General features: G+C 69.4%; 21 protein-coding genes. 14 read left to right on the top strand and 7 right to left on the bottom strand.

The window, feature by feature from the left end; translation table 11 throughout:
* Positions 1-82 precede the first annotated feature (82 nt).
* From GRX31_RS24610 to GRX31_RS24625, 4 genes are all read left to right on the top strand, one after another.
* Complete coding sequence (locus tag GRX31_RS24610; RefSeq protein WP_012202727.1) at positions 83-1,045, top strand: LysR substrate-binding domain-containing protein; 963 nt, start codon at positions 83-85, stop codon at positions 1,043-1,045.
* Between the two features lie 87 nt (positions 1,046-1,132).
* A complete protein-coding gene (gene tcuA / locus GRX31_RS24615) occupies positions 1,133-2,548 on the top strand; it encodes an FAD-dependent tricarballylate dehydrogenase TcuA (RefSeq protein ID WP_160855342.1) in 1,416 nt (471 codons plus the stop codon).
* A 141-nt stretch (positions 2,549-2,689) separates the two neighbouring features.
* Entirely contained in the window at positions 2,690-3,895 is a 1,206-nt protein-coding gene (gene tcuB, locus GRX31_RS24620; protein WP_133072501.1) for a tricarballylate utilization 4Fe-4S protein TcuB, read from the top strand.
* Between the two features lie 42 nt (positions 3,896-3,937).
* Positions 3,938-4,918, top strand: coding sequence for a Bug family tripartite tricarboxylate transporter substrate binding protein (locus GRX31_RS24625; protein ID WP_202396708.1), 981 nt, complete (start codon positions 3,938-3,940; stop codon positions 4,916-4,918).
* A gap of 15 nt (positions 4,919-4,933) precedes the next feature.
* Here the strand turns inward: GRX31_RS24625 and GRX31_RS24630 are convergent, their stop codons facing one another.
* From GRX31_RS24630 to GRX31_RS24640, 3 genes are all read right to left on the bottom strand, one after another.
* The gene (locus GRX31_RS24630) at positions 4,934-5,437 is read right to left on the bottom strand and encodes a carboxymuconolactone decarboxylase family protein (RefSeq protein ID WP_160855344.1); all 504 of its coding nucleotides are present in this window, start codon (positions 5,435-5,437) and stop codon (positions 4,934-4,936) included.
* 146 nt (positions 5,438-5,583) lie between these two features.
* Complete coding sequence (locus GRX31_RS24635; protein ID WP_065347099.1) at positions 5,584-6,570, bottom strand: tripartite tricarboxylate transporter substrate binding protein BugE; 987 nt, start codon at positions 6,568-6,570, stop codon at positions 5,584-5,586.
* A 51-nt stretch (positions 6,571-6,621) separates the two neighbouring features.
* Positions 6,622-7,857: an alpha-hydroxy acid oxidase gene (locus tag GRX31_RS24640; protein WP_160855346.1), complete on the bottom strand. Its 1,236-nt coding sequence runs from the start codon at positions 7,855-7,857 to the stop codon at positions 6,622-6,624.
* Positions 7,858-7,968: 111 nt separating this feature from the next.
* Between GRX31_RS24640 and GRX31_RS24645 the strand changes: the two genes are divergently transcribed.
* Genes GRX31_RS24645 through GRX31_RS24655 form a run of 3 tightly spaced genes read left to right on the top strand, consistent with a single transcriptional unit; the run spans position 7,969 to position 10,545 of the window.
* Positions 7,969-9,006 carry a LysR family transcriptional regulator gene (locus GRX31_RS24645; protein WP_061289026.1) on the top strand — a complete coding sequence of 346 codons (1,038 nt, stop codon included), beginning with the start codon at positions 7,969-7,971 and terminating at the stop codon, positions 9,004-9,006.
* Positions 8,987-9,715 (top strand): HipA family kinase, encoded by a 729-nt coding sequence (locus tag GRX31_RS24650; protein WP_160855348.1) that lies wholly within the window; start codon positions 8,987-8,989, stop codon positions 9,713-9,715. Before GRX31_RS24645 ends, GRX31_RS24650 begins: the two co-directional genes overlap by 20 nt.
* Positions 9,712-10,545 (top strand): DUF3037 domain-containing protein, encoded by an 834-nt coding sequence (locus GRX31_RS24655; protein ID WP_016449560.1) that lies wholly within the window; start codon positions 9,712-9,714, stop codon positions 10,543-10,545. Before GRX31_RS24650 ends, GRX31_RS24655 begins: the two co-directional genes overlap by 4 nt.
* Before the next feature lie 33 nt (positions 10,546-10,578).
* Here GRX31_RS24655 and GRX31_RS24660 read toward each other — a convergent pair whose 3' ends face one another.
* Positions 10,579-11,598, bottom strand: a complete 1,020-nt coding sequence (locus GRX31_RS24660) for a LacI family DNA-binding transcriptional regulator (RefSeq protein WP_337193981.1) — start codon at positions 11,596-11,598, stop codon at positions 10,579-10,581.
* A 177-nt stretch (positions 11,599-11,775) separates the two neighbouring features.
* Between GRX31_RS24660 and GRX31_RS24665 the strand changes: the two genes are divergently transcribed.
* The 6 genes from GRX31_RS24665 to GRX31_RS24690 are packed head-to-tail and all read left to right on the top strand — an operon-like array spanning position 11,776 to position 17,843.
* Positions 11,776-12,765: a substrate-binding domain-containing protein gene (locus tag GRX31_RS24665; protein WP_160855352.1), complete on the top strand. Its 990-nt coding sequence runs from the start codon at positions 11,776-11,778 to the stop codon at positions 12,763-12,765.
* 13 nt (positions 12,766-12,778) lie between these two features.
* Positions 12,779-14,278 (top strand): sugar ABC transporter ATP-binding protein, encoded by a 1,500-nt coding sequence (locus GRX31_RS24670; protein WP_160855354.1) that lies wholly within the window; start codon positions 12,779-12,781, stop codon positions 14,276-14,278.
* Entirely contained in the window at positions 14,271-15,305 is a 1,035-nt protein-coding gene (locus GRX31_RS24675) for an ABC transporter permease (RefSeq protein ID WP_160855356.1), read from the top strand. The genes GRX31_RS24670 and GRX31_RS24675 overlap by 8 nt, the downstream gene beginning before the upstream one ends.
* Positions 15,302-16,339 carry an ABC transporter permease gene (locus GRX31_RS24680; protein WP_160855358.1) on the top strand — a complete coding sequence of 346 codons (1,038 nt, stop codon included), beginning with the start codon at positions 15,302-15,304 and terminating at the stop codon, positions 16,337-16,339. Before GRX31_RS24675 ends, GRX31_RS24680 begins: the two co-directional genes overlap by 4 nt.
* The gene (locus tag GRX31_RS24685) at positions 16,336-17,205 is read left to right on the top strand and encodes a sugar phosphate isomerase/epimerase family protein (RefSeq protein ID WP_160855360.1); all 870 of its coding nucleotides are present in this window, start codon (positions 16,336-16,338) and stop codon (positions 17,203-17,205) included. Before GRX31_RS24680 ends, GRX31_RS24685 begins: the two co-directional genes overlap by 4 nt.
* Complete coding sequence (locus GRX31_RS24690) at positions 17,202-17,843, top strand: nucleoside/nucleotide kinase family protein (RefSeq protein WP_160855362.1); 642 nt, start codon at positions 17,202-17,204, stop codon at positions 17,841-17,843. Before GRX31_RS24685 ends, GRX31_RS24690 begins: the two co-directional genes overlap by 4 nt.
* 22 nt (positions 17,844-17,865) lie before the next feature.
* Here the strand turns inward: GRX31_RS24690 and GRX31_RS24695 are convergent, their stop codons facing one another.
* Both GRX31_RS24695 and GRX31_RS24700 read right to left on the bottom strand, forming a co-directional pair.
* Entirely contained in the window at positions 17,866-19,467 is a 1,602-nt protein-coding gene (locus GRX31_RS24695; RefSeq protein ID WP_063328043.1) for a gamma-glutamyltransferase family protein, read from the bottom strand.
* 173 nt (positions 19,468-19,640) lie between these two features.
* Positions 19,641-20,648: a Bug family tripartite tricarboxylate transporter substrate binding protein gene (locus tag GRX31_RS24700; RefSeq protein ID WP_160855364.1), complete on the bottom strand. Its 1,008-nt coding sequence runs from the start codon at positions 20,646-20,648 to the stop codon at positions 19,641-19,643.
* A 153-nt stretch (positions 20,649-20,801) separates the two neighbouring features.
* Here GRX31_RS24700 and GRX31_RS24705 point away from each other — a divergent pair, with 153 nt between their 5' ends.
* Positions 20,802-21,722 (top strand): LysR family transcriptional regulator, encoded by a 921-nt coding sequence (locus GRX31_RS24705; protein ID WP_026062511.1) that lies wholly within the window; start codon positions 20,802-20,804, stop codon positions 21,720-21,722.
* A 218-nt stretch (positions 21,723-21,940) separates the two neighbouring features.
* Here GRX31_RS24705 and GRX31_RS24710 read toward each other — a convergent pair whose 3' ends face one another.
* Positions 21,941-22,816: an IS30 family transposase gene (locus tag GRX31_RS24710; protein ID WP_160855366.1), complete on the bottom strand. Its 876-nt coding sequence runs from the start codon at positions 22,814-22,816 to the stop codon at positions 21,941-21,943.
* Positions 22,817-22,872: the final 56 nt, after the last annotated feature.

Genomic DNA, 22,872 nt, shown 5'->3' on the forward strand with positions numbered 1-22,872 from the left:
AGCCCCCGGTGCAGCGGCCCGACCGGTCTGCACCGAGAATCTGCACCGACAATCGCCGCTGCCATCCACAAGCGCCGCCCCCATGGAACTGAGACAACTCCGCTACTTCGTCCGCATCGTCGAACTGGGCTCCATGAGCCGCGCCGCCCTGGACCTGGACATGGTCCAGTCCGCGCTGAGCCAGCAGGTCAGCCGCCTGGAAAGCGAGCTGTCCACCCGGCTGCTGCAGCGCACGCCGCGCGGCGTGGTGCCCACCGAGGCAGGCGTGGCCTTCTTCCGCGAGGCCCAGCTCACGCTGCGCCATGCCGAGCAGGCCGTGCGCAGCGCGCAGCAGGCGCGGCTATCGGGCTCGGTCAGCGTGGGCCTGGCGCCCACCACCTCGGCCATGCTGGGCCTGCCCATGATGCAGGCCATGCGCGCGCGCTACCCCGATGTGCGCCTGCACATGGTGGAGGGCATGTCAGGCCACCTGACCGACATGCTCAATGCGCGCGCGCTGGACATGGCCGTGCTGTTCGACGCCCGCCTGCACGGCGGTCAGGCCCGCGCAGGCGGGCGGCGCTGGCAGGTGCACCCGCTGATCGAGGAAGAGCTGTTCCTGATCCGCGCGCGCGGCCACCACCCCGAGCCGCTGCCGCCGCAGATGGCGCTGGCCGACCTGGCCGGCGAATCGCTGATCCTGCCCACGGGCCTGCACGGCCTGCGCAGCACGCTGGACACGGCCTTCTCGCAGGCGCGCTTCACGCCGCATCTGGTGCTGGAGGTGGACTCGCTGTCCATGGTCATGGCGGCCGTGGATGCGGGCCTGGGCAGCACGGTGCAGCCCTGGGCCTCCATGGGCCGCTATGCCGATGCCGCGCAGCGCTTCGAGTGGTCGCGTATCACGGACAAAGATGCCCTGCGCACCAACCTGCTGTGCAGCCTGTCCGAGGATGAGCTGTCGCCCGCCGCCCTGGCCGCGCGCGTGGTGCTGATCGACTGCGTGCGCCAGCTGCTGCGCGGCGGCGCCTGGGCCGGCACGGCCCTCATCCATCACGAAGACTGATACCCCCATGCCGGCGGGCCCCTGCCCGCCGCGCTGCGTTCTCCCTACATTCGCAATCCCCACGATGGCGAATGCAAGGAGAACTCCATGGACCCCGATGTCCTGGTCATAGGCGGCGGCAATGCCGCCCTGTGCGCGGCCCTGATGGCGCGCGAGGCAGGCCGCAGCGTGCTGCTGCTGGAGGCGGCGCCGCGCGACTGGCGCGGCGGCAATTCCGGCCACACGCGCAACCTGCGCTGCATGCACGACGCGCCCCAGGACGTGCTGGTCGAGGCCTACCCCGAAGAGGAGTTCTGGCAGGACCTGCTCAAGGTCACGGGCGGCATCACCAACGAGCACCTGGCGCGCATGGTGATCCGCGCCTCCTCCACCTGCCGCGACTGGATGCGCCGCCACGGCGTGCATTTCCAGCCGCCGCTGTCGGGCGCTTTGCACGTGGCGCGCACCAATGCCTTCTTCATGGGCGGCGGCAAGGCCCTGGTCAATGCCTACTACCGCAGCGCCGAACGGCTGGGCGTGCAGGTGCGCTACGCGTCGCCCGTGGACCGGCTGGAGATCGAGGGCGGCGAGTTCAAGGCCGCCTGGGTGGGCGAGCAGCGCATCACCGCAAAGACCTGCGTGCTGGCGGCGGGCGGCTTCGAGTCCAACCGCGAGTGGCTGCGCGAGGCATGGGGGCAGAACGCGCGCGGCGAGTGGCCGTCCGACAACTTCCTGATCCGCGGCACGGCCTTCAACCGCGGCGTGCTGCTGCGCCACCTGCTCGAAGACTATGGCGCCGACCGCATCGGCGACCCCACCCAGGCCCACATGGTGGCCATCGACGCGCGCGCGCCGCTGTACGACGGCGGCATCTGCACGCGCATCGACTGCGTCTCGCTGGGCGTGGTGGTCAACCGCGAGGCCGAGCGCTTCTATGACGAGGGCGAGGACTTCTGGCCCAAGCGCTATGCCATCTGGGGCCGCCTGGTGGCCCAGCAGCCGGGCCAGACCGCCTGGTCCGTCATCGACGCCAAGGCCATAGGCCGCTTCATGCCGCCGGTCTTCCCGGGCGTGCGCGCCGACTCACTGCCCGAGCTGGCACGCAAGCTGGGCCTGGACGAGGACCGCTTCATGCAGACCCTGGATGCCTACAACGGCGCCTGCCGCGTCGGCCACTTCGACCACACGGCGCTGGACGACTGCCATACCGAGGGCCTGGCCCCCGCCAAGACCCACTGGGCCCGCCCCATCGACACGGCGCCCTTCTACGGCTACCAGCTGCGCCCCGGCGTGACCTTCACCTACCTGGGCCTGGAGACCGACGATACGGCGGCCGTGCGCTTTGCCGGCCAGCCCAGCACCAACCTGTTCGTGGCCGGCGAAATGATGGCCGGCAACGTGCTGGGCAAGGGCTATACGGCCGGCGTGGGCATGTCCATCGGCACGGCCTTCGGCCGCATCGCGGGCCGCAACGCAGCCCTGGCCGCCGCCGGACAACCTGCCGTGCGCGGCGCAGTGAGATGAAGACCCCCCTGAGTCGCTGCGCGCCATCCCCCAAGGGGGACGACAGCCTCGCTGCGGGGCGGCCCTTGCTCGCTGTCCCTGGTCAGGAGCAGGCCTACTTCAAGCGCTGCGGGCGGCAAGCCAACCCCATGGACGACACATATGCAAAACACAATTAGCGCCCTGGCCCAAGAAGCCCAGGACCTGGCCGCAGGCCGGGTCATCCCCATCCTGCCGGTCTCCACCGAAACGGCCGCCGAAGGCGAGGTGGCGCGTGCCCTGCAGATCTGCAACGCCTGCCGCTACTGCGAAGGCTTTTGCGCGGTCTTCCCGGCAATGACGCGGCGCCTGGAGTTCGGCAAGGCCGATGTGCACTACCTGGCCAACCTGTGCCACAACTGCGGCGCCTGCCTGCATGCCTGCCAGTACGCGCCGCCGCATGAATTCGCCATCAACATCCCCAAGGCCATGGCCGAGGTGCGCGGCCAGACCTATGCCGACTACGCCTGGCCGCCCGCCCTGGGGCGCCTGTACCAGAGGAACGGGCTCACGCTGTCGCTGGCCCTGGCCGCAGGCCTGTCGCTGTTCCTGGTGCTGGCCGTGGCCCTGCAGGGCGGCCCGGGCCGGCTGTGGGGCGCCGACCTGGGCGCCAACTTCTACAACCTGTTCCCGCACAACCTGCTGGTGGGCATCTTCGCGCCCGTGTTCCTGTTCGTGGTGCTGGCGCTGGCCATGGGCGTGCGCCGCTTCTGGAAGGACGTCAAGCCCGCCACCGGCGGCGTGGACGTGGGCACGCCGGCGGCGGCCGAGGCCGCGCAGGACGTGCTGCGCCTCAAATACCTGGACGGCGGCCACGGCGAGGGCTGCCACAACGAGGACGATGCCTACACCCTGAGCCGCAGGCGCTTTCACCACCTGACCTTCTACGGATTCATGCTGTGCTTTGCGGCCACGGCGCTGGCCACGGTCTACCACTACGTGTTCGGCTGGGCCGCGCCCTACGAATTCCCCAGCCTGCCCAAGCTGCTGGGCGCCGTGGGCGGCACCAGCCTCATGCTGGGCACCGCAGGCCTGTGGCACCTGAACCGCAGGCGCCACCCGCTGCATGGCGACGCGCGCCAGAAACCCATGGACCTGGGCTTCATCGCCCTGCTGTTCCTGGTCGCGGCCAGCGGCATGGCGCTGTGGCTGGGCCGCGGCACGCCGGCCCTGGCCCTGCTGCTGTGCCTGCACCTGGGCGCGGTGATCGCCCTGTTCGCCACCCTGCCCTACGGCAAGTTCGCGCACGGCGTGTTCCGCACGGCGTCCCTGCTGCGCCACAACACCGAAAAGCGCCAGCCCAGCCCCATCGGGCTGGGTGCCGACTAGCCGCATCCGCCCCGATTCCCAGCCAATGACGGAGACAACCCCATGATGAACAAGCGCAACTTCCTGCACGCCAGCGCCCTGGCCGCCTCCCTGCTCGCACTGGCCGCCAGTGCGCAGGCCCAGGACTTTCCTCCCAAAAAGCCCGTGTCCCTGGTCGTGGGCTTCGCCGCCGGCGGCGCTGCCGATGCGGCCGCGCGCCTGATCGCCAAGAAGCTGGGCGAGAACATCGGCCAGAGCGTGGTGGTGGAGAACAAGGGCGGCGCGGGCGGCAACATCGCCCACCAGCAGGTGGCCAATGCGGCGGCCGACGGCTCGGTGCTGCTGTTCGGCTCGGTGGGGCCGCTGACCATTGCGCCGCACCTGATGAAGCTGCCCTACGACCCCTTCAAGGACCTGGCACCCATCTCGGGCGGCGTGAACTTTCCCAACGTGCTGGTGGTGCACAAGGGCGCGGGCGTGAAGACCCTGGCCGAGTTCGTGGCCAAGGCCAGGAAGAACCCGGGCACGGTGGACTACGCCTCGACGGGCGCGGGCTCGGCCTCCCACCTGGCAGGCGAGCTGTTCAACCAGCGCGCGGGCATCGACATGGTGCACGTGCCCTACAAGGGCGGCGCGCCCGCGCTGCAGGACCTGCTGGGTGAGCGCGTGACCAGCTACTTCGCAGCGCCGCCCACGGCCCTGCCCCACATCGAGGCCGGCAAGCTGATCCCGCTGGCCACCACGGGCCTCACGCGCCCGGCGTACATGCCTGACATCCCCACGGTGGCCGAAGCCGGCTATCCCGGCGTCGAGGCACTGAACTGGTATGCCTTCGTGGCACCGGGCAAGACGCCCAAGCCGATGCTGGACCGCTGGAACACCGAGATCGTCAAGGTACTCAATGACCCCGGCGTCAAGGACGCGCTGAACAAGCACGGCCTCACCCCCCAGCCCACCACGCGCGCCGAGTTCGCGGCCTTCATGAAGAAGGAGTACGAGCAGTGGGGCAGGCTGGTCAAGGAGCGAAAGCTCACGGCGGAGTGAGCGGCTTGCGCACGTTCAGAGCTTGATCGGCTTGCGTGCCACGGGGGCTGCAAAGCCCGCGCACAGGCGGTTCCAGACATTGATGCTGCCGATGGCATAGGTCAGCTCCACCATCTCGCGCTCGCTGAAATGCGCGCGCAGCGCCTCGAAGTCCTGCTGCTCGGGATGGGCCTGGCTCAGGCGCGTGCAGCGCTCGGCCCAGTTCAGGGCGGCGCGCTCGCGCCCGTCGTAGAAATCCACCTCGGGCCAGGTGACGATGCTGTTGATGCGCTGCAGGTCCTCGCCCCGGGACAGCAGTTCGCGCGTGTGCATGTCCACGCAGAAGGCGCAGCCGTTGATCTGCGAGACGCGCAGGAACACCAGCTCCAGCAGCTGGATGCCCAGGCTGGACTCGTGCAGCAGCGCGTTGATGCCGGCCTGGGCCTTGTACAGCTCGGGGGCCACGGCCTGGAAGTTCAGGCGCGGCGTGGGGGCGGCAAGAGGACGGGCGCCGGTGGCAGCGGAAGACGAAGCGGACATGGAAAACACTCCTTGAGGGATGTAGCAGCCGGCCGGAATGGCTGGCCCATACCTTCAAGACGCGCGGGGCGTGCGCGTTGTGACAGCGTTGGCGAAAATTTTTTCGCAGCCCCGGCCCCCTCCCCCATTCCCGCCCTGGCTGGCGCTCAGTCCGCCACGATGCGCCGCTCCGTGGCGATCTTGCGGTACAGGGCGTTCTCGGCCGCGATCTCGCGCGCGAACTCCTCGGGACGGTTGCCGATCACGCGCGAGCCCGTGTCCTCGATCTGGCGGCGCACCTCGGGGCTGGCCAGCGCGCGCTGGGCGGCCGCATGCAGGCGCGCCACGATCTCGGGCGACAGCCCCTTGGGGCCGTAGATGCCATAGAAGGCGCTGCGGTTGACCGGCTCCAGCCCCAGCTCCTTGAAGGTGGGCACCTGGGGCAGCTGGGCCAGGCGCTCGGGCGCGGCCACCGCCAGCGCGGTGAGCCGGCCCGCCTTGATGAAGGGCAGGGCCGAGGGCAGGTTGTCGAAGACGATGGGCACCTGGCCCGCCACCGCATCGTTGAGCGCCGGGCCCGAGCCCCGGTAGGGCACATGCGTGAGCGACAGCCCGGAGCGGCTGGACATCAGCTCCATCAGCATGTGGCCTATGGAGCCCGTGCCCGCCGTGCCGTAGGCATGCTTGCCGGGGTTCTTCTTCACCTCCTCCACGAAGGCCGCAAAGCTCTGCGCCTTGAAGCCCGGATGCACGGCCAGCACATTGGGCGTGGCCGCAATGTTGGTGATGGGCGTGAAATCGGTGAGCGGGTTGTAGGGCAGGCGCGGGTTGATGGCCGGATTGGTGGCCGTGGTGGACACGGTGGCCACGCCCAGCGTGTAGCCGTCGGGCTGGGCACGCGCGGCCTCGTGCGCGCCGATGGCGCCTCCGCCGCCGCCCTTGTTGTCCACCACCAGCGGCTGGCCCAGCGCCTCGGCCATGCGCGGCGCGATCGCGCGCGCCACGATGTCGGTGGTGCCGCCGGCCGCAAACGGCACGATCAGGCGCACCGGGCGCGTGGGATAGGCGCCGGCATCGGCCGCCATGGCGCCCGGTGCGGCGCCTGCGGCCAGCAGCAGGGCGCACAGGCTGCGGCGTGAAGTGAAGTGGTTCATGGGATGTCTCCTGGGAATGGCTGTGTTTTGAACGGACGGTGGAGGTTTCTGTCAGGCCGATACGCGGCGCACGATGTGCGAGCGGTCCAGCGCGCCGCAGGAGGAGGCGCCCAGCATGGCCAGGTTGCGGTCCACCTCGTCGCGCAGCAGGCCGATGGCGTGCAGCACGCCGGCCTCGCCGCCCACGGCGGCGGCATAGTTGAAGGGCCGGCCCACCAGCACCATGCGCGCGCCCAGCGCCACGGCCTTGAGCACATCGGAGCCGCGCCGAAAGCCCCCGTCGATCAGCACCGGATAGTCCGGCCCCAGGGCCGCCACCACGTCCTCAAGAATGCGCATGGCCGACACCGCGCCGTCGAGCTGGCGCCCGCCATGGTTGGACAGCACGATGCCGTCGGCCCCCACGCGCCGGGCCTGCAGCGCGTCCTCCACGCTGAGCACGCCCTTGATGACCAGCGGCCCCTGCCAGCGGCGGCGGATGGCCTCGATGTGGCGCCAGCTCAGGTGGTCGCGTGCCGAAAAATCGCGCATCACGCTGGACGACATGATGGGCGCACCGCGCGTGGCAAACGAGTTCTCGAAATGCGGCATGCCGTGGCGCAGCAGCGTGCGCAGGAAGGTGCCGGCCACCCAGCCCGGGCGCACCATGCCGTCCCAGGCCAGGCGCAGGCTGGGCTTGAGCGGCGTGGAAAAGCCGGTGCGGATGTTGTTCTCGCGGTTGGCGGAGATCGGTATGTCCACCGTCACCACCAGGGTGCGAAAGCCTGCGCGCTCCACGCGGTCGATCAGCGCGTCGATGCGGGCCTGGTCACCGGGGATATAGGCCTGGAACCAGGTGGCCGGGCTCTCGCGCGCCACCTCCTCCATGGGGATCAGCGAAGTGCCGCTCATCACCGACACAATGCCCGCGCGCTGGGCCGCGCGGGCCAGCACCAGGTCGCCCCGGTAGGTGGACAGCGCATTGATGCCCATGGGCGCAATGCCGAAGGGGCTGGCATAGCGCTCGCCGAACAGCTCCACGGCCTGCGAGCGCTGCGACACATCGGCCAGCACGCGCGTGGTCAGGCCCCATTCGCCGAACACCTCGCGGTTGTCGCGCAGCGAGGCGTTGTCCTCTGCCGCCCCGGCGATGTAGCCGAAGATGGGCCGGGGCAGCCTGCGGCGCGCGGCCTCCTCGAAATCATGCAGCGACAGCATGCGGCGCAGCACGGCCGGGGCGCGCGGCGCTGGCAGGGCGGGTGCCGAAGGCGTGGAGGCAGAGGCAGAGGAGGAAGCGATGGCGGCCATGGTGCGGACCTCGGAATGTTCAGGAACCGGCGCCACTGTAGGCCGCGCATCCATTGAATGAAAGTGGATTATTTAGAATGCACTTGTTCGCTTTTTGCCAATGACAAGCCCATGTCCACACCCTCGGTCAAGCAGCTCGAAGCCTTCTGGTGGGCCGCCACCTGCAGCAACTTCGCCACGGCCGCGCAGCGCGTGCACCTGTCCGTGTCCTCGCTGTCCAAGCGCATCACGGAACTGGAGTCCGCGCTGGGCCAGCCGCTGTTCGACCGCAGCGGCCACCGCGCCGTGCTCACCGACGCCGGCCAGCGCCTGCTGCCCGCCGCGCTGGAGGTGCTCAACGCCATGGCCGCGCTGGGCCAGGCCCTGGACACGCGCGAGGCGCTGGCCGGGCATTGCCGCTTCGGCGTGGGCGACCTGTCGGCGCTGACCTGGCTGCCGGCCTTCGTGGCCGCCGCGCGCCAGGCCCATCCGCAGCTGGTGCTGGAGCCCCATGTGGACGTGGGCGGCGTGCTGGAGCAGCGCCTGGACGACGGCGAGCTGGACTTTGCCGTCATCGCGGGCCGCTCCTCGCGCAGCAGCCTGCTGTCCCGCCCCGTGGGCGCCGCACGCTTTGCCTGGGCCGTGGCCCCCGGCCTGGCAGGCGCGGGCCGCCTGGGCGCCACGGCCCTGCTGCAGCGTCATGCGCTGGTCACCCTGCCCCCGCAGGCCGGCACCACGCGCCTGCTGGACGACTGGCTGCTCGCCCAGGGCGCCAGCGTGCGCGAGCGCATCCTGTGCAACAGCTGGGGCGCCGTGGCCGGCATGCTGCGCGCCGGCCTGGGCGTGGGCTTCCTGCCCACCGGCTGGATCGCCGCCCTGGGCCTGCGCGCCGTCGGGGGCGCCCATCCCAAGGCTGCCCTCGCTCCCCTCCACTACGCCTTCCAATGGCGGCGCGGCGACGCCCGCGCCCTGATCCCGGCCATGCAGCAACTGGCGCAGGCGCAGGTGGATTTCACGGTGATGCCGGGGTTGGTGGGTGCAGGGCCGCACGCCTCGCCGCATCACACTCGCAGCAAAGGCCATCCAGCCGAAATCGGGCAAGATGGCACTTGGAAGCAGACCTCCCGCAACCTGTACGACACAGACGAAGATGCCGCCTGCCATCGCTGAAGTCATTGAAATCCAGGGCCGCTCCGAGCAAGGCGCGCAAAAGCCGTTTCTGTGCCGGGCCGACGATGGCCAGACCTACTACGTCAAAGGACGGCAGACGGATCGGTCCAGCCTGTGCAACGAGTGGATCTGTGCGCATCTGGCCGTGCAGTTGGACCTGCCGTTGCCGCCCTTCAAGCTGCTGCATGTCAGCCAGGAACTTCTGGACGAGGCGCCCAGGCCATGGCGTGAATTGGGCTGCGGCATAGCGTTCGGCTCGCAGCGTCATCCCGGATGCACCTGGTTCGACAAAGCCCAGATCCTGCATGTACCGCAGGACCTGCAGGCCAACATCCTCGCCTTCGACTGGTGGGTACAGAACGTGGACCGCATGGACGGCAACTCCAACCTGCTGTGGGATGCGCATCGCAGCGCATTGGTGGTCATCGACCACAACCTCGCCTTCGACCCGCATCTGGACGCCGCAACCTTTATCGAGAATCACATTTTCAGAGGCTGCTGGCAGAAGACAGATCTTGTGTCGCGCGACCGGCTACAGGATCAACTTTCCGAGGCGATGGATGCCGTTTTCCGCTTTGCCTGCGACAATATTCCACCGGAATGGCATTGGAACAACCCGGAATGCGACATCCCCGCCAGGGTGGACATCAATGCCATTGCCGCGACGCTTGCGAAGTGCAAATCGCCCGACTTTTGGAGGTTCACATGAAGCCTCTTGCCTGCCGCTATTCGATAGTCCAATTTGTCCCGTATGCCGAGACCGGCGAGTTCGCCAACGTCGGCATTGTGCTGACCTGCCCGCAAAGCGGGTACTTCGGTTTTCTGCTGCAAAGCCGCAAGTCCAAGCGCGTCACCGATTTCTTCGATGCGCTTGACAGGGATTTTTACAAGAGCGCAGTCAAGGCCGTGGAGGAAGAGTTGTCGCGGCTCGAGACCCTCGCCCACAGCCTGGCGCCGCAGGCGAAGACAGATGCTTTGAGGGGGATGATGGCCGCGCTCGAGCAGCCACGCGAAGCCATTGTGCGCTTCAGCCCCGCCAGAGTGGTGCTCACCCAGGATCCGGCCCGGGAGTTGCGGCAGCAGTTCGACCACTATGTCGACCATGCTTTTGCCACGCCCGAGTACGTGGAACGCACGATGAACGAACGCCTGAGGGCTTTGCTGGGCGGCCTCGAATTGGATGCGCCGTTCAGGCCGGCGCGCATAGGCAACGAGTACGTCAGTGCCCGGTTCGACTTCGTGCAGACGGTGGGCGACAAGCCCCGCAAGATCATCAAGGCCCTGCATCTGGGCCAAAGCGATGCCAACGACATTGCTGCGCATGGCGACGTCTGGACCGGCAAGATCGCGCGACTGATCCGGCAGCGTGAATTGCCCGGAGACATCCTCGTCAATGTGAACCTGCCTCCACAGGACAAGCAGGCTCACAGGGAAGTCAGCCAGGACATCATGCGGGAGCTAGAGCACCACAAGGTGATCGTGGTGGCTGGCGAAGGCCAGTCCGCCATGCAGAGCATCAAGGAATTCGCGCAGCATTAGGCGCAGCCCTGCGGGCACAGCGCCGTCCAGCGGTCAGCCCTCCCCCCACTCCACCAACTGCGGCCGCACCTGCACCACCTGCCCCGCGCGCAGGCCTTCGCCGTCGATGGCGCGGAAGGCCTCGGCCATCAGGCCTTCGACGTTCTGGCGCACCATGTGCACCGGAAAGCGCAGGCATTCGGCATAGGGGTCCCAGTCGTAGCTGCCAAAGCTGCATTGCGCCAGTTCCGCATCGGGCAGTCCACGCAGGAAGCGGATGGCGCCTTGCAGCGTGATGCCCGATGAGAACAGCAGGGCGCGCGGCAGGCCGCCCAGGCGCTGGTAGAGCGCGGCCATGGCAAGGCGGGCCGCTTCGGGGTCGTAGCCGCAGCAGAGGATGTGCTCGTCCGCCACCGGCGTGTGGGGCGCCAGGGCTTCGCGAAAGCCGGCCAGGCGCTGCTCGGTGGCGTACTCCTTGCGGACTCCGCCCAGAAAGCAGATGGCGTCCTGCGGCGCACCTGCCGGGGGCCTGGAGCGCGCCAGCAGCAGGCGCGTGAGTTCGGCCACACCCCAGCGGTTGTCGCTGGTGACGGAGGGCGCCTTTTTCCCGGGCAGATCCACGTTGACATGGCGCACGCCGGCCTGGCGGCATTCGGCGCTGATGGCGTCGGGCCGGGTGGCGCCCGTGACGATGAGGTGCTCCACACGAAAGGCGATCAGCGAGCGCACGGTCTCCACCTCCAGCGCGCCGTCGCGCAGCGTGCTGACCACCAGCGGGCACAGGCCGCGCGCGTGGGCCATGCGCTCGAAGGCCTGGGACAGCGCGCAGAAGAAGCGGTCCTCGTGCGTGGGAATCACCATGCCGATCAGCCCCGAGCGCTGGCGGCGCAGGCCGCTGGCCTGGCGGTTCACGGCAAAGCTGTGTTCCTGGGCGAGCTGCTGCACGCGGCGCGCGGTCTCCTCGCTGATGCGCCGCGACTGCCAGCTGCCGTTGAGGATGGCGCTGACCGTCGAGGCCGAGGTGCCGGCCAGTTCGGCCAGGTCGTAGATGGTGGAGGTTCGGGGGCGGTTCACGGTGCTCTGCAGGGGTTGGGACGGGAGCGCTCGGCGGCCATCGTAGCCGCTGCGGCAGCGATTCGGGCGGACCGGAGCCGGCACGCAGCAGCGGCCCGGGAAATCCCGCATCGGCAATGGAAGTCCATCTGTCTATAGTTTGCACAATCGATTGTGCAAAACAGAGGGAGGAGCGCCATGTTCCATGGATTCAGCCGGTTCTCGAGGGCACTGTTGGCCTGCACCCTCGCGGTGCTGGCAGGCGCGGCCAGCGCCGAGGATGTGTCGGTGGTGGCCAAGGTCGGGGGCATTCCGTGGTTCAACGCCATGGAGACCGGCATCCGCAAGGCAGGCCGCGAGCTGGGCATCTCCAGCGGCATGGTCGGCCCCACCGAGGCCGATGCGGCCCAGCAGGTGCGCGCGGTCGAGGACCTGATCGCGCGCCGCAGCAAGGTCATCGCCGTGGTGCCCAACGATGCCAGGGCGCTGGAGCCCGTGTTCCGGCGTGCGCGCAGCGCAGGCATCAAGGTGCTCACGCACGAGTCGCCCGACCAGAAGGGCGCCGACTGGAACATCGAGCTGAGCAGCGTCGCGGGCTTTGGCGAGCGCCACATGGACAGCCTGGGCAAGGCCATGGGTGGCGAAGGCAAGTACGTGGTCTTCGTGGGCTCGCTGACCGTGCCGCTGCACAACGCCTGGGCCGATGCGGCCATCGCCCACCAGAAAAAGCAGTGGCCGAAGATGCAGCTGGTGTCCGAGCGCTTCGGCGTGGCCGAGAGCCTGGACGACTCCTACCGCAGCGCCCAGGACCTGATGCGCGCCCATCCCGACCTCAAGGGCTTCCTGGCCTTCGGCAGCCAGGGCCCCATTGGCGCGGGCCGCGCGGTGGCCGATGCGCGCAAAGCCGAGCGCATTGCCGTGGTGGGCTCGTTCTCGCCGGGCCAGGGCGCCAAGCTGGTGCGCGACGGCGTGATCCGCGAGGGCTTCATCTGGAACCCCGCGCTGGCCGGCGAGGTGATCGTGCATGTGGGCAAGATGCTGATCGACGGCCGCGAGCCCACGGACGGCATGGAGATACCGGGCCTGGGCAAGGTCCAGGTGGACCGCGAGCGCCGCAACATCCAGGGCCAGAAGCTGGAGCCGATCAACCGGCAGACCATAGACCGGCTGGTCGGCCTGGGCCTGTGAGCCGCGCGCTGCCATGGATGCCACCACAACGGCGCTGGTCCGCATGCAGGCGGTCACCGTGCGCTTTGGCGACGCCACCGCGCTGCATGCGCTGGACTGGGACGTGATGCCCGGCGAGGTGCACTGCCTGATGGGCAGCAACGGCAGCGGCAAGAGCACGGCGATCAAGGTGCTCAGCGGCGTGCACGCGCCGCAGCCGGGCGCGCGCATCGACATCGGCGGACAGCCGGTGCAGCGGCTGGACCCGGCGCTGGCCAAGTCCCTGGGCATCCAGGTGATCTACCAGGACCTGTCGCTGTTTCCCAACCTGAGCGTGGCCGAGAACATTGCCTTCGACCAGGCCATGGGCCGCTGGTGGGCGCCCGTGCGCCGCAGGCGCCAGCGCGAGGCGGCCCGGGCCGTGATGCAGCGCCTGGGCATTGCGCTGCCGCTGGATGCGCGGGTGGGTGACCTGCCCATTGCGGGCCGCCAGCTCGTGGCCATCTGCCGGGGCATGGCGGCCCGGGCCAGGCTGCTGTTCATGGACGAGCCCACGGCCTCGCTCACGCGTGCCGAGGTCGATGCGCTGCTGGCCGTGGTGCGCCGGCTCCAGGCCGATGGCATGGCCATCGTCTTCGTGAGCCACAAGCTGGACGAGGTCATGGAGATCGCCGACCGCGTCACCGTGCTGCGCGACGGGCGCAAGCTCGGCACCTGGCCCGCCGAGCAGTTGTCGGGCCGGCAACTGGCCGCGCTGATGACCGGGCAGGAAGTGGATGAGCGCCTGCATGCGCGCGACATGTCCGCCGCGCCCGTGCTGCTGGAAGTGCGCGGCCTGGGCCGCGACGGCGACTACGAGGACGTGAGCTTCGATGTGCGCGAGGGCGAGATCCTGGGCCTGACCGGGCTGCTGGGCGCGGGCCGCACCGAGCTGGCCCTGGGCCTGTTCGGCATGCGCCGGCCCGATCGCGGCAGCATCCGCCTGGGCGGCCGCACGTTGGTGCTGCGCAGCAACCGCGACGCCATGGCGGCGGGCATTGCCTATGTGCCGGAGGACCGCCAGTCCATCGGCCTGAACCTGCGCCAGTCCGTGCAGGACAACCTGGTGCTGGCCATGCTGCCGCGCCTGTCCGGCCCGCTGGGCTGGCTGCCCGCCCGCCGCCGCGCCGCCACTGCGGCCCAGTGGCGCGACCGCCTGCACATGCGCCTGCCCGCGCTGGACGCACCCGTGCACCAGCTGTCGGGCGGCAATGCCCAGCGCGTGGTGCTGGCCCGCTGGCTGGCGACCGCGCCACGCCTGCTGATCCTCGACTCGCCCACCGTGGGCGTGGACATCGGCAACCGCCAGGGCATCTTCGAGATCGTGCACGGGCTCGCCGCACAGGGCATGGCGGTGATCGTCATCTCGGACGAGGTGGCCGAGGTCCATGCCCACTGCGACCGCGTGCTGCACATGCGCGGCGGGCGCATGGCCGGCGAGTTCGTGCCGGGGGTGCATTCCGAAAGCCAGATCGAGGAGACCGTCCATGCCTGAACACGCACACGCGCTGCTGCACCACCCCGTCGCCCGGCTGGGCCTGGCCATTGCCGCCATGGCCCTGCTGTTCGGCGCCCTGGCGCCGGGCTTCTGGACGCTGGGCAACTGGATGGACGTGGCCGAGGGCGCATCGGTCACCGCCATCATGGCCGTGGGCCTGCTGGTGGTGCTGGTCGCGGGCGGCATCGACATCTCGTTTGCCGCCACGGCCACGGTGGCGCAGTACCTTGCGGCCCTCGCGGCCACACGCCTGGGCTGGGCACCGGCGGCCAGCATCGCGCTGGGCCTGGCCACGGGACTGGCGCTGGGCGCATTCAACGCCCTGCTCATCCACCGCCTGCGCGCCACCTCCATCATCATCACCATCTCCACGCTGAACCTGTACTTCGCGCTGCTGATGCATGGCACGGGCGGCCGGTCCATCTACGACCTGCCGTCGTGGTGGAGCGATTCCGTGGTGCTGGCCCGCTTCGCAAGCGCCGACGGCGCAGACCCCGTGCGCCTGACCCTGCCCATCGTCGTGGCCGGCGCAGCCGCCGTGCTGACCGCGCTGCTGCTGGGCCGCAGCGCGCTGGGGCGGCGCCTGTACGCCTTCGGCGGCAACCCCGAGGCCGCGCACCGCATGGGCATCGGGCTGGGCGCCATCCAGGGCGTGGCCTATGGCTGGCTCGGCATGATGGCGGCCATCGCAGGCCTGGTGCAGGCGCACCGCGTGGGCGAGTCGGTGCCCAACGCCCTGGTCGGCACGGAGCTGTTCGTGCTCGCGGCCGCCGTGTTGGGCGGCGCCAGCCTGTTCGGCGGCACGGGCAGCGTGGGCGGCGTGCTGATGGGCGTGCTGCTGCTGGCCGTGCTGCGCAACGGGCTGAACCTGATGGGCGTGTCGCCGTATTTCTTCCAGGTGCTGCTGGGCGCCGTGGTGCTGGCCTGCGCGGCCGCAACGGGACTGCGGCGCACGCAGCGACGCAACCAGCAGCGCAGCGCTGACGCCACTCCTGCAGCGCCTTTGGCGGGGGCCGCGCCATGAACCGCAGCCCTGGCGCGCCGCTGGGCCTGATCGCGCTGCTGGCGCTGCTGTGCGCCGTGTTCACGCTGCTGCTGCCCGGCAGCTTCGCCACCCTGGGCACGCTGCAATCGGTGCTGCTGCAGATCCCCGAGCTGGGCCTGCTGGCACTGGCGCAGATGCTGCCGCTGGTCAGTGGCGGCATCAACCTGGCCGTGGTCGCCAGCGCCAACATGGCGGGCCTGGCCATGGCCTGGGTGCTGGTGGGAGGCCTGTCGGCGCTGGGCCTGGACCTGTCGGGCCATGAGGGCCTGCTCATCGCCGCAGCACTGACCGTGGGCGCCCTCGCCAGCCTGCTGGTGGGACTGGCCAGCGGCTGGCTGGTGGCGCGCGTCAACGCCCATCCCATCCTCGTCACGCTGGGCACCATGTCGCTGATCAACGGCCTGTGCGTCTGGCTCACGCGCGGCAAGCCCATTGCAGGCTTTCCCGAGGCCTTCCAGGCCCTGGGCTCGGCCCAGTGGCTGGGCCTGCCGCTGCCGTTCTGGATCTTCGCGGCCGTGTGCCTGCTGGTGGGCCTGTACCTGGGCAGCACACGCCACGGGCTGGCCATCCGCATGGTCGGCTCCAATGCCGAGGCCACGCGCCATGCGGGCATCGACACGCGCCGCGTGCTGATCGGCGTCTACACCCTGTCCACGCTGCTGTGCTGGATCGCGGCCGTGCTGATGATGGCGCGCTTCAACTCGGCCAGTGCGGGCTACGCCCAGTCCTACCTGCTGGTCACGGTGCTTGCGGCCATCCTGGGCGGCACCGATCCCATGGGCGGCTTTGGCCGGGTGTCGGGGCTGTTCGTCGCCCTGCTCATCCTGCAGGTGCTGTCCAGCGGAGTGAACCTGCTGGGCGCCAATGCCCAGCTCACGCAGGCCCTGTGGGGCGCCACCATGATCGCCGCCGTGGCCGCGCGCCACCTGCTGGCGCGCTGGCGGGGCCGTGCCCGGGCACCCGCCGAACCCTCCCCTTCACTCTCTCGCAGCGTCCACCCGGAGCCCCTATGAACCCCCTCGGCATCCACGCCCTTGTCTGGGCCGGCGACCTGTCGCCGGCCTCCACCCGCCATGTGATCGAGCGGACGCGCCAGGCCGGTTACGACCTGGTCGAGCTGTCCCTGCACGGCCCACGGCTCATGGACTTGGCGCTCACGCGTGATCTGCTGCAGGAGCACGGCCTGGGCGTGGGCTGCTCGCGCGGCCTGACCGTCGAGGCCGATGTCTCCAGCGAAGACCCCGCCGTGGTCGCGCGCGGCCTGGCGCTACTGCAAGAGGGCGTGGACATCACGGCGCGCCTGGGCGGGCGCTATTTCGGCGGCATCCTCTACGGCGCCATGGCGAAATACGGTCACCCCTGCACGCCACGGGGCCGGCGCAACGCGATCGAGGCCGTGCGGCGCATTGCCGACTTCGCGGGCGAGCGCGGCGTCACGCTGGGCCTGGAGGTGGTCAACCGCTACGAAAGCAATCTGCTGAACACGGCCACGCAAGCGCTGGAGTTCATCGACGAAGTCGGCCAGCCCCATGTCTGCGTGCACCTGGACACCTACCACATGAACATCGAGGAAGCCGACCTCGCCGCGCCCGTGCTGGCCTGCGGACAGCGGCTGGGCTATGTGCACATCGGCGAGAACCACCGCGGCAACCTGGGCGCGGGCCACATCGACTTCGCGCAGTTCTTCGGTGCCCTCGCGCAGATCGGCTACCAGGGCACCGTCACCTTCGAGAGTTTCTCGTCCGCCATCGTCAACGAGCAGCTGTCGAACGCGCTGGCCATCTGGCGCCCGATGTGGGAAGACGGCATGGACCTGGCCCTGCACGCACGCGGCTTCATGGCAGACGGGCTGGCCAGCGCGCAGCAGACACGCGCATGACGGCCATCCTGCCGCCCGAAGCCCTGGCGCGTGCGCTTGCGCTGGCGCGCTCCGGCCCCCGACGCCTGCTGGGCCTGGCTGGCCCGCCCGGCGCAGGCAAAAGCACGGTCTGCGCCGCCCTGCTGCAGGCGCTGGGCCCGCAGGCGGCGGCCGTGCCCATGGACGGCTTCCACCTGGCGCAGTCCGCGCTGCAGCGCCTGGGCCGCGCGCAGCGCAAGGGCGCGCCCGACACCTTCGACTCGGCCGGCTACATGGCCCTGCTGCGCCGCCTGCGCGCGCCCGTGGCCGGTGAAACGGTCTACGCCCCCGAATTCCGGCGCGCCATCGAGGAGCCCATTGCAGGCGCCATCGCCATCGCGCCCGGCGTGCCCCTTGTCATCACCGAAGGCAATTACCTGCTGATGGATGAACAGGATGCGCCAGGCACACACTGGCATGCCGTGCGCGCGCTGCTGGACGAGGTCTGGTACGTGGACATGGACGACCGCCTTCGCATCGAACGCCTGACCCGCCGCCACGAACTCCACGGCCGCAGCCCCCAGGCCGCACGCGACTGGGTGGCGCAGGTGGACGAGCCCAATGCGCGCCGCATTGCGGCAACGCGGGGGCGGGCGGATTGGGTGTTGCGCTGGGGGTGAGGCTGCAGAACACAGCCCCCGCTCAGAACGCCACCACGCCCCCGTCCTTGCGCGGGTCCGATCCGCCGATGTAGTGGTCGCCGTCGCGCAGCACCAGCTGCGCGCCGCCGAAGGCGAAGACGCCATGGCCTTCCTCGATCGTGACTTCGTGGCCGCGTGCGCGCAGGGCGGCGACAACCTCGGCGTCGAAGGCGGGCTCCACAGCCACGCCCTTGCCGCCCGTCACGCGCCAGCGCGGTGCGTCGGCGGCGGCCTGGGGGTTCTGGCCGTAGCGCAGCACGCGCAGGGCCATCTGCAGGTGGCCCTGGCTCTGCATGGGGCCGCCCATGACGCCGAAGGCCATCTGGGGCGTGCCGTCGGCGTTCATCGCAAAGGCCGGGATGATGGTGTGCGAGGGGCGCTTGCGTGGCGCGACCTCGTTGGCATGGCCGGCTTGCGTGGTGAAGCCGTGGCCGCGGTTTTGCAGGCTGATGCCGGTGCCCGGCACGACCACGCCCGAGCCGAAGCCCATGTAGTTGGACTGGATGAACGAGACCATCATGCCGCTGGCATCGGCCGCCGCCAGGTAGACCGTGCCGCCCGGGCGCGGTGCGCCGTAGGTGGGCGCGCTGGCGCGCTCGCGGTCAATGAGCGCCGCGCGTTCGCGCAGGTAGCCGGCGTCCAGCAGATGGGCGGATTCGACGCGCATGTGGTCGCCGTCGGCGTTGTATTCGTGCAGGTCGGCCAGGGCCAGCTTCATGGCCTCGACCTGCAGGTGCACGGACTCCACGCCGTCCAGCGGCTCGGCGCCCACGCCCAGCGCGTCCAGCATGCCCAGCGCCATCAGCGCGGCAATGCCCTGGCCGTTGGGCGGGATCTCGTGGATCACCGAATCGCCAAAGGTCTGCGACACCGTGCCGACCCAGTCGGCCTGGTGGGCGGCCAGGTCGGCCTCGGTCATGGCGCCGCCGCAGGCCTTGGCGTGCTCGGCCATCGAGCGCGCCAGTGCGCCACGGTAGAAGGACTCGCCCTTGGTGGCGGCGATCTCCTCCAGCGTGCGCGCATGGGCTTCGCTGCGGAACACCTCGCCCGCCTTGGGGGCCTTGCCATCGGGCAGGAAGCACTCGGCAAAACCGGGCTGGTCGCCGAGCTTGGCGCCGCCCAGCGCCCACAGCGTGGCGATGGTGGGCGAGACCGCAAAGCCGTCACGCGCATAGCGGATGGCGGGCTGGGCCAGTTGCTCGAACGGCAGCTTGCCGAAGCGGCGCGACAGCTCCACCCAGGCCGAGACGGCACCGGGCACGGTGACGGCGTTCCAGCCCTTCTCGGGGATGCCGCCCAGCGCGGCGAAGTACTCGGGCGTCCAGGCTTCGGGCGAGCGGCCCGAGGCATTGAGGCCGTGCAATTCCTTGCCGTCCCACAGGATGCAGAAGGCATCGCTGCCCAGGCCGCAGCCCGTGGGCTCGACCACGGTCAGCGCCATGGCCGTGGCAATGGCCGCATCCACCGCATTGCCGCCGGCCAGCAGCATGGACAGGCCGGCCTGCGCGGCCAGCGGCTGCGAGGTGGAGACCATGTTGCGGCCCAGCACCGAAGAGCGGTGCGAGGCGTAGGGAAGTGTCCAGTCCGTAACAGTGCTTGTCATATCAATTTCCATAGCGCCAACGCGCCACCGATAGCTTGAGGAACCGCAGGCACGGCCCAGCTCAGGGACGCCAAGCAAGGGCCTACGCCGGCCGCGCCACCCCGCAGCAAGGGCGTCGTCCCCCTCCCGCAGGAGAGGGGGAAGCGGCAAAGCCGCTCAGGGGGGTGCTTCACTCAATCCAATGTGATTTTGTTGTCTTTGATGACCTGCGCCCAGCGCGCGCTGTCGGCCTGCACCATGGCGGCGAACTGCTCGGGCGTGCGCGGCGATGCGGCTTCCACGCCCTGCCTGGCCAGGCTGGCCACCACCTCGGGATTCTGGATGGCCTTGTTGAAGGCCTGATTGATCCGCTCGACAAGTTCGGGCTTCATGCCGGCCGGGCCATAGACGCCGAACCAGGTGACCGAAGAATAGCCAGGCAGGCCGGACTCGGCCACCGTGGGCAGGGCGGGCGCCAGCGCGCTGCGCTTGTCGCCGGTCACGGCCAGCGCGCGCAGGCGGCCGCTGGCCACATGGGGCATGCCGGTGGGAATGGAGTCGAACAGCAGGTGCACCTGGCCTGCGGACAGGTCGGTGATGGACTGCGCCGTGCCCTTGTAGGGCACATGGGTCAGCTGCAGGCCCGCGCGCGCCGCGAAGGCCGCCGCGTTCAGGTGGACGATGGTCCCGTTGCCGCTGCTGGCGTAGTTGAGGGCGCCCGGATGGGCCTTGGCGTAGGCGACCAGTTCCTTGACGCTGCGCGCGGGCAGAGAAGGCGTGACCAGCAGGATACTGGCCGCCCCGCCGATCTCGGCAATCGGCGTGAAATCCTTGTCGGCCTTGTAGGCCAGACGGGTCATCAGGTGTGGCGAGATGGCATGCGTGCTGCTGGTGGTGAACAGCAGCGTGTAGCCGTCCGGCGAGGCCTTGGCCGCCTCGCCCGTGCCGATGGTGCCGCCCGCGCCGGGGCGGTTGTCGATGACCAGCTGCTGGCCCAGGTCCTGGGACATGCGCTGCGCCACCACGCGCGCCACGAGGTCGGTGGCGCCGCTGGCCGGAAAGGGCACGACCAGGCGCACCGGGTGCGAGGGCCAGGACGCCTGGCCCTGTGCCACGGCGGGCAGGGCCATGGCGCCAGCCAGGGCACAGGCCGCAGCCACGAGGGTGCGGCGTGGAAGTAAAACGCTGGGCAATGCCTTCATGGGCACACTCCTGGTCAGAGGGTTGGACAGCTGCAGCCGCTGCTCCCTGCAACGCCGCAACAGGCCATCGTAGAACCCTCGCCCCTTTGCCGCCATCAGCAAATTTGCAAACCTGCGTTGCCTCTGCGGCAAATTGATGACAATCGGGGCGACATGCCCGACGCCCGCCACCTTCTCCTGCAGGACACCGCGCTGCGCTACTTCCATGAAGTGGCGCAATGCGGATCGCTGACCGAAGCGTCGGCGCGGCTGCATGTGGCGGCCTCGGCCATCAGCCGCCAGATCGCGGCGCTGGAGGGGCTGCTGGGCACGCCGCTGTTCGAACGCCACCCGCGCGGCATGGTGCTCAATGCGGCCGGGGAGATCCTGGCCGACCATGTGCGCCGCGCCGGCCTGGATGCCGAGCGCGCGCTGGGCGAGATCGAGGCCCTGCAGGGACTGCGCAGCGGCCGCGTGCGCATCGCCAGTTCAGACGCCTTTGCCAACGAGTTCCTGCCGCGCCTGTGCGCGGCCTTCCAGCGCGAGCACGCCGGTATCGTCTTCGAGGTCATGGTACTGCCCACGCCCGCCGTGCCCGAGGCCGTGCGCAGCGGCACGGCCGACATCGGCCTGTGCTTCAGCCGCGCGCCCGAAAAAGGCATTGCCGTGGCCTGCCGCGTGGCCGCGCCGCTGGTGGCCCTGGTCGCCCCCGGCCATGCGCTGGCGCAGGCGCGGCGCCTGTCGCTGGCCCAATTGGTGCGCCATCCGCTGGCGCTCACGCCGGCCGACACGGCCGTGCGCCAGCTGCTGGACGCCGCCTGCAGCCGCCAGGGCCTGATGCTGATGCCGGTGATGGAGAGCAACCACGGCAAGACCCTGCTGAACTTTGCAGCCCAGGGCGCCGCCGTGGCCGTGGCCAGCGAGATCGCCGCGCGCCACATGGTGGCCACAGGCGCACTGGTGGCCGTGGCGCTCAGCGACCGGGGCATGGACCTGCGCGACATCGAGGTGCAGACCCTGGCCGGCCGCACGCTGCCGCATGCGGCGCAGTCCTTCCTGGAGATGCTGCAGCTCAGGCTGCCCACCTCCTGGTAATCCGCCTGGCGCCCTGGCATGGAACGCCCAGACACAAAACACGGCAAGCCTGCTGAATTTGCAATGCATTCCAAGGTCTTGGTTACAACAACCAGATAACTCCTGTTTTTCAGCGCCGCCATGGCTCCGAAAATCCGGAAGCGACAAAAAAACCGCTCAAAGCGTCTGAAGTCTCGCTGCAGGAACGCAATGCGCTAGGACTGATCCGGATGGTGGATTCAACCGGTCAACGCAACACACTCATCAAACATTTCAGCAGGTGTTCTGAACCCCAGCGTCTTCCTGGGACGCTGGTTCAACTGCCTTGCAATCGCATCCAAGCTCTCCTGTGAGTAGCCCGACAGATCCAGGCCTTTGGGAAGGTACTGCCTGAGTAACCCGTTCGTGTTCTCGTTGGTGCCCCGTTGCCATGGATGGTGCGGGTCGCAGAAGTAGACCTGGATGTCGGTCGCCAACGTGAAGCGCTTGTGCCCCGCCATTTCCGAGCCGCGATCCCAGGTCAAGGAGCGGCGCCGCAAATGCTCCAGAAGCTCCTTCTTCAAAGCGCCCCGCGTCTGGACAAAGAGCGTGCGATAGATGGCTTCGTGGGACACCTGCATGCTCCTTTGCTCTGGGTAGGTCCGTTTGAGCCAACCGGCGATCTGCTCAGGCGACCATCGATGCTGCAGTTTGCCAGCCACTATCTGCGCCAGGGCTGGATTGCTCGCCAGCTTGCAAGGCTTGGGGCGGTGCGCACGCTCCCAGGCTGCTTCATCGGCGCGCGCAGCCCTGTAGCAACTCTTGCCACCGTTGCGGTGAAGCTCACGGCTGACAGTGGATGCAGCTCGCCCCAAGCGCGCGGCAACGCAGTGGATGGATTCGCCCGCAGCCAATGCCCGCGAGATCTCCTCGCGCTCAGCGAGAGTCAGTGCCAATCGTGATCGATGGCGCGCTGGCGGGCGGATTCCGCCGGTTGCGGCCAGGATGTTCTGAATGGAGGTATGTGGCCGATCGAACAGCTTGCCGATCTGGTGCAGGGTATCGCCCTTGCTCCAGCGATCCCACATCATCGCCTTCTGTGCTTCGGTGTAGTAGATCCGAGGTCGTTGCTTCATGGCCAGCACTCCTTGCGCCAGGTGCAGTCATTGTGTTGCATCGACCGGTTGAATTC

It is taken from the genome of Delftia sp. CH05 (genome assembly GCF_009827015.1).
In the GTDB taxonomy this organism is placed as follows: domain Bacteria; phylum Pseudomonadota; class Gammaproteobacteria; order Burkholderiales; family Burkholderiaceae_C; genus Comamonas; species Comamonas tsuruhatensis.

Coding starts and splice junctions, on each gene's coding strand:
- GRX31_RS24695 (WP_063328043.1), bottom strand. CDS start 19,467: ATGACAAGCACTGTTACGGACTGGACACTTCCCTACGCCTCGCACCGC.
- GRX31_RS24700 (WP_160855364.1), bottom strand. CDS start 20,648: ATGAAGGCATTGCCCAGCGTTTTACTTCCACGCCGCACCCTCGTGGCT.
- GRX31_RS24680 (WP_160855358.1), top strand. CDS start 15,302: ATGAACCGCAGCCCTGGCGCGCCGCTGGGCCTGATCGCGCTGCTGGCG.
- GRX31_RS24610 (WP_012202727.1), top strand. CDS start 83: ATGGAACTGAGACAACTCCGCTACTTCGTCCGCATCGTCGAACTGGGC.
- GRX31_RS24630 (WP_160855344.1), bottom strand. CDS start 5,437: ATGTCCGCTTCGTCTTCCGCTGCCACCGGCGCCCGTCCTCTTGCCGCC.
- GRX31_RS24705 (WP_026062511.1), top strand. CDS start 20,802: ATGCCCGACGCCCGCCACCTTCTCCTGCAGGACACCGCGCTGCGCTAC.
- GRX31_RS24685 (WP_160855360.1), top strand. CDS start 16,336: ATGAACCCCCTCGGCATCCACGCCCTTGTCTGGGCCGGCGACCTGTCG.
- GRX31_RS24650 (WP_160855348.1), top strand. CDS start 8,987: ATGCCGCCTGCCATCGCTGAAGTCATTGAAATCCAGGGCCGCTCCGAG.
- GRX31_RS24645 (WP_061289026.1), top strand. CDS start 7,969: ATGTCCACACCCTCGGTCAAGCAGCTCGAAGCCTTCTGGTGGGCCGCC.
- GRX31_RS24690 (WP_160855362.1), top strand. CDS start 17,202: ATGACGGCCATCCTGCCGCCCGAAGCCCTGGCGCGTGCGCTTGCGCTG.
- GRX31_RS24670 (WP_160855354.1), top strand. CDS start 12,779: ATGGATGCCACCACAACGGCGCTGGTCCGCATGCAGGCGGTCACCGTG.
- GRX31_RS24635 (WP_065347099.1), bottom strand. CDS start 6,570: ATGAACCACTTCACTTCACGCCGCAGCCTGTGCGCCCTGCTGCTGGCC.
- GRX31_RS24675 (WP_160855356.1), top strand. CDS start 14,271: ATGCCTGAACACGCACACGCGCTGCTGCACCACCCCGTCGCCCGGCTG.
- GRX31_RS24655 (WP_016449560.1), top strand. CDS start 9,712: ATGAAGCCTCTTGCCTGCCGCTATTCGATAGTCCAATTTGTCCCGTAT.
- GRX31_RS24640 (WP_160855346.1), bottom strand. CDS start 7,857: ATGGCCGCCATCGCTTCCTCCTCTGCCTCTGCCTCCACGCCTTCGGCA.
- tcuA (WP_160855342.1), top strand. CDS start 1,133: ATGGACCCCGATGTCCTGGTCATAGGCGGCGGCAATGCCGCCCTGTGC.
- tcuB (WP_133072501.1), top strand. CDS start 2,690: ATGCAAAACACAATTAGCGCCCTGGCCCAAGAAGCCCAGGACCTGGCC.
- GRX31_RS24665 (WP_160855352.1), top strand. CDS start 11,776: ATGTTCCATGGATTCAGCCGGTTCTCGAGGGCACTGTTGGCCTGCACC.
- GRX31_RS24625 (WP_202396708.1), top strand. CDS start 3,938: ATGATGAACAAGCGCAACTTCCTGCACGCCAGCGCCCTGGCCGCCTCC.
- GRX31_RS24710 (WP_160855366.1), bottom strand. CDS start 22,816: ATGAAGCAACGACCTCGGATCTACTACACCGAAGCACAGAAGGCGATG.